Genomic DNA, 5397 nt, shown 5'->3' with positions numbered 1-5397 from the left:
TCAGGCGGCGCCGAGCGAGCGTTTCCTGACGTTCGCCAGGTGGCGGGTGAAGACCTCGCGGGCGTCGGGGGTGAGCGTGCGCAGGGCCACCAGGGCCGTGACGGCGACGTCGCACAGCTCCGACTGGACGTCGTCCCAGGTGTGCGTGGTGCCCTTGCGCGGGTTCTGGCCGGTCGCGCCGATCACGGCCTCCGCGACCTCGCCCACCTCCTCGGACAGCTTGAGGATCCGCAGCAGCAGGCCCTCGCGGCCGTCGACCGGGCGGTTGGCGTCCAGCCAGCCGTACAGCGCGTCGACGGAGGCCCAGAGGTCGGCGGCCGGGGTCGGGGCCGGGGCAGGGGGAGGAGACAGGTGATCGCTCATGGGGCGGAGCCTGGCACAGGACACCGACAGCCCGCGGCGTGCACCGCCTACTCCTCGAACAGGACCTCCTGCTCGCCCTCCCTCGCCTTCCGCAGCCGCCGGCCGCGCGCCCCCACGACCACCACCGTGGCCGCCGCGACCGCCGCGAAGGCCGCCGGGACCATCCAGCCCCGGTTGACCGTGTGGCCGAGGGCGTGGTCCAGGGAGAGCCGGCCGGGGCCCGCGACGGCGAGGCCCGCGGCCGTCAGGCCGAGCGTCGCCGCGTACTCGTAGCCGCCCTCCTGGTTGAAGAAGCCGCTGGGCGCGTGCACGGCGGCGGCACCCGCCATCGCACCGGCCGCCGCGGCGCCCGCCGCCGGTGTGGCGAGGCCGAGCGCCAGCAGGACGCCGCCGCCGGCCTCCGCGAGGCCCGCCGCCGTCGCGCTGGCCCTGCCCGGCGCGTAGCCGACGGTCTCCATGAACTGGCCGGTGCCCTCGATCCCGCCCCCGCCGAACCAGCCGAACAGTTTCTGCGCGCCGTGCGCCGCCAGCACCCCGCCCGTGCCCAGCCGGAGCAGCAGCAGGCCCAGGTCACGCCGGTCGTAACAGGTGCGGTCGTAACGGGTCGTGTAACGGGTCACGTCGTCTCCCGGAGCAGTCGCTTCGCCGTGACCACCGTCGCATCCCCGCCGCCGCCCCGGCCCGTCGCCGGACGCCGTTCGGGTGGCGCGGGTGGCGGGACCCGGCGGCCGGTACGACGCCGGCGGGCATGACGATCCAGACCACGCGCCTCGGCGACCCGGCCGTCCGGGCCTTCGTCACCGCCGTCGACAACCACGACCGCGAGGGCTTCACGGCCCTCCTCGCGCCCGGCGCGACCATGGCGGACGACGGCAGCGACCGTGATCTCGCCGACTGGACCGACCGGGAGGTCTTCTCCTCCAACGGCCACCCGGAGGTCGACAACGAGTCCGCCGGCGGCCGTACCGTCATCGCCCGCTACCGCAACGACACCTGGGGCGAGATGCGCACCCGCTGGACCCTCACCGGCGACGACGACGGCCGGATCTCCCGTTTCGAGACCGGTCAGGCCTGAGCACCCCCGCCCGGCCGCCCCCGCCCGGCCGCCTCCGTCCGGCCGCTCCCGCCCGACCGCCTCCGTCCGAGTCCCCCCGCGGGCTTGCCTTCGCGCGCGCTCGAAGCCCTAGCGTCCCGGGGCATGGACACCACACGGACACTGGGACGCAGCGGCATCGAGGTCAGCGCCGTCGGGTTCGGCTGCTGGGCGATCGGCGGCGAGTGGCAGGACCCCGACGGGCAGCCCCTGGGGTGGGGCAGGGTCGACGACGAGGAGTCGACACGGGCGATCCGGCGCGCCCTCGACCTGGGCGTCACCTTCTTCGACACCGCCGACGTCTACGGAGCGGGGCACAGCGAGCGCGTCCTCGGCCGGGCCCTCGGCCGGCGCCGGGACGAGGCCGTCGTCGCCACCAAGTGGGGCAACGTCTTCGACGCGGACACCCGCACCCTCACCGGCGGCGACGACTCACCCGCCCACCTGCGCCGCGCCCTGACCGCCTCCCTGCGCCGCCTCGGCACCGACCGCATCGACCTGTACCAGCTCCACCTCGCCGACGCCGACCCCGAGCGGGCCGCCGAACTCCGCGACGCGTGCGAGGAACTGGTGGCGGAGGGGCTGATCCGGGCCTACGCGTGGAGCACCGACGACCCCGCCCGCGCCGCCGTGTTCGCGAAGGGGCCGCACTGCACCGCCGTGCAGCACGCGCTGAACGTCCTCACCGACGCTCCCGAGATGATCCGGCTGTGCGAGGAGGCGGACCTCGCCTCCGTCAACCGCAGCCCGCTCGCCATGGGCCTGCTCACCGGCAAGCACGCCGACCGGCGCCCGCTCGAGTCCGGCGACATCCGCAGCAGGCCGCCCGCCTGGCTGCGGGGCTTCGGCGAGGGGTCGGGCGCGGACCCGGCGTGGCTCGCGCGCGTCGACGCGCTCCGGGACGTGCTCACCAGCGGGGGCCGCACGCTCGCCCAGGGCGCCCTCGCCTGGTTGTGGGCACGCAGCCCGCGCACCGTGCCGATCCCCGGTTTCCGGTCGGTCGCCCAGGCGGAGGAGAACGCGGGGGCGCTCGGGAAGGGGGCGCTCACCGACGGGCAGATGGCCGAGGTCGAGCGGATCCTCGCCCGGTAGGGCCGTCCCCGGCAGGCACCGGACCGACGCGCTGTGCGCGGCAGCCGCTCCACGCACCGGTGCGGACCCGCGGCCCCGCGGGCCCACCCCCACCCGGTGGCGTGGAACGACTGCCGCCCCCCTCCCCTGGACGCGGCCCTGTGTCCCCGTGGCCTCGCGGCCTGCGGAAGCCCCCCCGCTCCAAGTGTGAAGCTTTGGTGCAGGAGGGTTGAGCACAAGTCCGCCACCGGCCGCAATGGGCCGGACGTTCGCATTCCGATCGCGCGGATCGTCAGCCGCGGCCCACATACGGCATCGTCGTCGCCAGAACGGTCGCGAACTGCACGTTCGCCTCCAGGGGCAGTTCCGCCATGTGCCGCACCGTGCGGGCCACGTCGGCGACGTCCATCACGGGCTCGGGAGCCGTCTCCCCGTTGGCCTGGAGGGCCCCGGTCTGCATGCCCTTCGTCATGTCGGTCGCCGCGTTGCCGATGTCGATCTGCCCCACCGCGATCCGGTACGGCCGCCCGTCCAGCGACAGCGACTTCGTCAGCCCGGTCAGCGCGTGCTTGGTCGCGGTGTAGGCGACCGAGAGCGGGCGGGGCGTGTGCGCGGAGATCGAGCCGTTGTTGATGATCCGGCCGCCCTGCGGGTCCTGCTCCTTCATCTGCCGGTACGCCGCCTGCGCGCACAGGAACGCCCCGTTGAGGTTGGTGTCCACCACGTGCCGCCAGGCGTCGTAGGGCAGCTCCTCCACCGGCACCCCGCCCGGCCCGAACGTCCCCGCGTTGTTGAACAGCAGGTCGACCCGGCCGAAGCGTTCGACGGTGGCCGCGAACAGGGCGTTCACGTCCTCCGGGCGTGACACGTCCGTCCGTACGGCGAGCGGCTCGCCCCCGGCCGGCTCGCCCCCGGCCGTCTCTGCGGCCGCCCCGGCGGCGAGTGCCGCGGTCTCCTCCAGGGTCTCGGTGCGGCGCCCCGCCAGGGCCACCGACCACCCTCCCCGCAGCAGCTCCACGGCCACCGCGCGCCCGATGCCGGAGCCCGCCCCGGTCACCACGGCGATCCTCTTCCGTCCGTCCGTTCGCTTGGCGTTCATGGGCCCGCAGCGTACGGGAGGGTCCGCCATGCGGACCTCATGCGACCGTCATCCGGACGCTGTGTACGCGTCAATGCGGGGTCGTCCCCGGCCACTCCAATTCCTCCCGCACCCATACGCCAGGGAGGAACGGATGACACCCGAGGCCCGTCCGTCACAGCACGCCCCCGAACTCCGCGCGGCCGCCCGGCACATCGGCCGCCGCCGCTTCCTGACCGTCACCGGCGCCGCCGCCGCGCTCGCCTTCGCGGTCGACCTGCCCACCGCGGGCACCGCGGCCGCCGCCGAGCTCGACGCCGCGCGCATCACCGACGACCCCTTCACGCTCGGTGTCGCCTCCGGTGACCCGATGCCGCATTCCGTGCTCCTGTGGACCCGGCTCGCCCCCGCCCCGTTCCAGCCCGACGGCGGCCTGCCCGCCGAACGCGTCACCGTGCACTGGGAGCTGGCGCACGACGAGAGGTTCCGCCGCATCGCCAGACGCGGCACCGCGACCGCCCACCCCGAGTTCCACCACACGGTGCACGCCGAGGTCGCCCACCTCGACGCCGGCCGCGTGTTCTACTACCGCTTCCGCGCGGGCCGTTGGGTCAGCCCGACCGGCCGCACCCGCACCGCCCCCGCGCCGGACAGCCGCACCGGCTCCCTCACCCTCGCCGCCGTCTCCTGCCAGGCGTACCACGACGGCTACTTCACCCCGTACGCCCATCTCGCCGCCGAGGACGTCGACATGGTCCTGCACCTCGGGGACTACCTGTACGAGTACGCGGTCAACTCCGCGGGCGGCGCCCGGAACTACACCGACCGGACCCTGCCCGCCCTGTTCAACCGCGAGACCGTGACCCTGGAGGACTACCGGCTGCGCTACGCCCTCTACCGCACCGACCCCGACCTGCGCGCCGCGCACGCCGCCCACCCCTTCGTGGTCACCTGGGACGACCACGAGACCGAGAACAACTACGCCGACGACACCCCGGAGAACAGCGTCCCGCCGGAGGAGTTCCTGCTGCGCCGCGCCTCCGCCTACCGCGCCTACTGGGAGAACCAGCCGCTGCGCCGTCCCCAGCTGCCCGACGGCCCCGACATGCAGCTGTACCGGCGCCTGCACTGGGGCCGGCTCGCCCAGTTCGACGTGCTCGACACCCGGCAGTACCGCTCCAACCAGGCCTACGGCGACGGCGCCCGCGTCCCCGGCCCCGAGGTCGACGACCCGGCGCGCACCATGACCGGCGAGACGCAGGAGCGGTGGCTGCTCGACGGCTGGCGCTCCTCGCGGGCGCTGTGGAACGTCGTACCGCAGCAGGTCGTCTTCTCCCAGCGGAAGTTCGACCTCACGACGCCCTCACGGGTGTCCATGGACGCCTGGGACGGCTACCGCGCCTCCCGCCGCCGGGTCCTGGACGGGGCGAAGGCCGCCGGGATCGAGAACCTGATGGTGCTCACCGGCGACGTCCACGTCGGCTACGCCTTCGACATCAAGGACGACTTCGACGACCCGGACTCCCGGACCGTCGGCACCGAGATCGTGACCACCTCGATCGCCAGCGGCAAGGACGGCTCCGAGCGGCCCGCGAACTGGGACACCTACATGACCGCCAACCCGCACCTGCGCTTCTACAACGGCCGGCGCGGCTACGTGACCGTCGAGCTCGGGCGGGAGGCGGCGCGCGCCGACTTCCGCACGGTGCCGTACGTGACCACGCCGGGCGCGCCGGTCACGACGGCGGGGTCCTTCGTCACGGCGGCGGGGGAGCCGGGGCTCAGGCCGGCC

6 protein-coding genes are annotated in these 5397 nt (G+C 74.6%); 3 read left to right on the top strand and 3 right to left on the bottom strand.

Annotation, left to right across the window (positions count from 1 at the left end; all coding sequences use genetic code 11):
* On the bottom strand, positions 1–363 hold the full coding sequence (locus tag RIM90_RS30215; RefSeq protein ID WP_309063927.1) for a MazG-like family protein: 363 nt from the start codon (positions 361–363) through the stop codon (positions 1–3).
* A gap of 47 nt (positions 364–410) precedes the next feature.
* The gene (locus tag RIM90_RS30210; protein ID WP_309063926.1) at positions 411–983 is read right to left on the bottom strand and encodes a DoxX family membrane protein; all 573 of its coding nucleotides are present in this window, start codon (positions 981–983) and stop codon (positions 411–413) included.
* Between the two features lie 128 nt (positions 984–1111).
* Between RIM90_RS30210 and RIM90_RS30205 the strand changes: the two genes are divergently transcribed.
* Both RIM90_RS30205 and RIM90_RS30200 read left to right on the top strand, forming a co-directional pair.
* A complete protein-coding gene (locus RIM90_RS30205) occupies positions 1112–1438 on the top strand; it encodes a nuclear transport factor 2 family protein (protein ID WP_309063925.1) in 327 nt (108 codons plus the stop codon).
* A 123-nt stretch (positions 1439–1561) separates the two neighbouring features.
* On the top strand, positions 1562–2548 hold the full coding sequence (locus RIM90_RS30200) for an aldo/keto reductase (protein WP_309063924.1): 987 nt from the start codon (positions 1562–1564) through the stop codon (positions 2546–2548).
* 271 nt (positions 2549–2819) lie between these two features.
* Here the strand turns inward: RIM90_RS30200 and RIM90_RS30195 are convergent, their stop codons facing one another.
* Positions 2820–3626 carry an SDR family oxidoreductase gene (locus RIM90_RS30195; protein WP_309063923.1) on the bottom strand — a complete coding sequence of 269 codons (807 nt, stop codon included), beginning with the start codon at positions 3624–3626 and terminating at the stop codon, positions 2820–2822.
* A 133-nt stretch (positions 3627–3759) separates the two neighbouring features.
* Here RIM90_RS30195 and RIM90_RS30190 point away from each other — a divergent pair.
* On the top strand, positions 3760–5397 hold a 1638-nt coding region (locus tag RIM90_RS30190), incomplete at its 3' end, for an alkaline phosphatase D family protein (RefSeq protein WP_309063922.1).

The sequence above is a fragment of the Streptomyces sp. genome (assembly GCF_031181555.1).
GTDB classification, from domain to species: Bacteria; Actinomycetota; Actinomycetes; order Streptomycetales; family Streptomycetaceae; genus Streptomyces; species Streptomyces fimbriatus.
Note: the sequence above shows the minus strand (reverse complement) of the source record. Positions and strands in the feature narration are given on the sequence as shown.